3 protein-coding genes are annotated in these 2,259 nt (G+C 28.2%); all 3 read left to right on the top strand.

The window, feature by feature from the left end; all coding sequences use genetic code 11:
• Positions 1 to 250 precede the first annotated feature (250 nt).
• The 3 genes from VK998_RS07070 to VK998_RS13035 all read left to right on the top strand — a co-directional run bounded on the left by VK998_RS07070 (position 251) and on the right by VK998_RS13035 (position 2,258).
• Positions 251 to 805: a Uma2 family endonuclease gene (locus tag VK998_RS07070; protein WP_226808989.1), complete on the top strand. Its 555-nt coding sequence runs from the start codon at positions 251 to 253 to the stop codon at positions 803 to 805.
• Between the two features lie 315 nt (positions 806 to 1,120).
• The gene (locus VK998_RS07065; RefSeq protein ID WP_325226955.1) at positions 1,121 to 2,002 is read left to right on the top strand and encodes a MerR family transcriptional regulator; all 882 of its coding nucleotides are present in this window, start codon (positions 1,121 to 1,123) and stop codon (positions 2,000 to 2,002) included.
• On the top strand, positions 1,971 to 2,258 hold the full coding sequence (locus VK998_RS13035; protein WP_414713575.1) for a YgiT-type zinc finger protein: 288 nt from the start codon (positions 1,971 to 1,973) through the stop codon (positions 2,256 to 2,258). Before VK998_RS07065 ends, VK998_RS13035 begins: the two co-directional genes overlap by 32 nt.
• The last annotated feature ends 1 nt before the right edge of the window (position 2,259 follow it).

Genomic DNA, 2,259 nt, shown 5'->3' with positions numbered 1-2,259 from the left:
GGGATGGACCTGTGTGTCCATCCGGTTTCATACGACACATGATTTACAATAGTCATCGCAATGGTTCTAGCATATATAATGGTTGTGCGTAGGGGCAGACCCATGTGTCTGCCCTCTAATGATAGGACACATAGTTAATATTATATGTAATATATAATATGATATAATATGATATAATATATCTGGGTATTATATGTTAAAGAGAATCTTTATAATTTGTCTTAAAAAAGAGGGATTGGGGGTCGAAAATATGATTCCAAAAGAAAAAGAGATTTCTTATGAAGAATTTATGGAAATAGATATAAATAGTGATAATAATTTAGAATTCATTGATGGGAAAGTATATCTATTAGCTGCTCCTTCAGTTGCACATCAAATGGTAGTAACAAATTTGTCAGCGGAATTTAGAAATTATTTTAAAAATAAAGACTGTATACATTTTGTTGCTCCCTTTGATGTAGTTTTAAAAGACGAAGAAAAAATTCACAAAGTGCAACCAGATTTAACAGTAATATGTGACAAGAAAGGATTAGGAGAACAAAATTATACTGGTGTACCTACTCTTGTTGTTGAAGTATTATCTCCATCTACAGCATCAAATGATTTCATAAAAAAAATGGGAATATATATGAAGGTTGGAGTAAAAGAATATTGGATAATATCTCCTAAAAATAATACAGTTCATATATTTACATTAAAAGAAGATAGGTTTTACTCTGAGCCAACTATATATTCTAAAGAAGATGTAGTAAAATCAATTATATTTGAGGATTTAGAGATTAAATTAAATGATATATTTGGATAGAAAAGCTAAATAAATTTCAAAGTTATTAATAATGTTGTAAATAAAGCAGTAGGTTCTTATGATGAAACCTACTGTTTTATTTTATCAGCTTAAACCAACTACTAAACATATTCTATTTATTTTATGAGTCGAGTCGATACGGTGGACTCTATCATAAGTAGTGGACAAGCTATGCGTTATTGGAAATATTTATAAAAATTAGTATAAAACATATTAAATATGCTTTAAAACAAGATGAAATTGAGTATAATATTAATTCGATACTTGACTAGCACCTTAGGGGATACATTAATATTAAATTAGGAGGTGTTAGATATGTTAATTAAAGATATATGCCAGGAGACAGGGCTTACAAAAAAGGCAGTAGAATATTATCAACAAAAAGGATTGATTTCTCCTGAAATTAGAGAAAATGGATACAGATATTTTAGTCAGGGAGATGTTGAAAAGTTAAAAAAGATAGCTTTACTTCGTAAATTTGATTTAAGTATTGAAGAAATCAGTAAAGTTTTATGCAGCCAATCACCTAATACTGTTTTACGTGAGATAAAGTATCAGAAGGAAATAGAACATAATAACGAGAAGAAAAAGTTAGAATTATTGGAAGAGTTAATTCAAGGTGAAGATAGAGAAACGATTGAAAGTGGTCTTAATAGATTATTTGAACAATCTACAATTAAACAAAGATTATTAAATATATTTCCAGGATATTACGGAAGATTTATTAGTATTCACTTTGGCCAATTTCTAAATATTGAATTGGAAAGAGAAGAACAAAAAGAGGCATATCAAATCATAGTTACATTTTTAGATGAAGTGGAATCATTTATGATTCCTACTGATTTGCAAAACATCATTGATACTGTGACATCTACTATTGATGATGCAGATGTATATAAGCTATCTAGTGGATGGACAAATGCTGTAAATGATTTTGATACTTATTATAATGAGAATCAAGAAATATTAGAACAATATATTGAATATAAGAAGACTAAAGAATATAGAGAATCTGATGCAGCACGTTTAATGGAGTTGTTTAGGAAATTTGGGGAAACTAGTGGATATTATGATATCTTTATACCTGCTATGAGAAAATTAAGTCCAATATTTAATGATTACTATGAAAAATTGCTAGAAGCAAATGAAAGATTTATAGCAAAACATCCAGAAATACAAGACTGGTATCAAAGATAAAAACATTGTTTTTTACAAATGTCAAGAAGCTGAAGAATCAGAAATAGCAATTTTAAAAAAAGGAATAGTAAATCATATTATAGATTTAGGGGATGGCATAATTATTATAAAAAATGTTCCTGCCAATACTTGTAATCAATGTGGAGAATATTATGTAGACACTGAAACAGCCATAAAACTAGAAAATATTGTAGAAGAGTTAAGAAAAAATAAAGCAGAAGTTCTTATCATTAATTATAATGAAATGGTAGCCTAGG

Origin of the sequence: Schnuerera sp. (assembly GCF_035459645.1) — a bacterium.
GTDB lineage: Bacteria > Bacillota > Clostridia > Tissierellales > Tepidimicrobiaceae > Schnuerera.
This window is presented reverse-complemented; position numbering and strand designations above follow the sequence as displayed.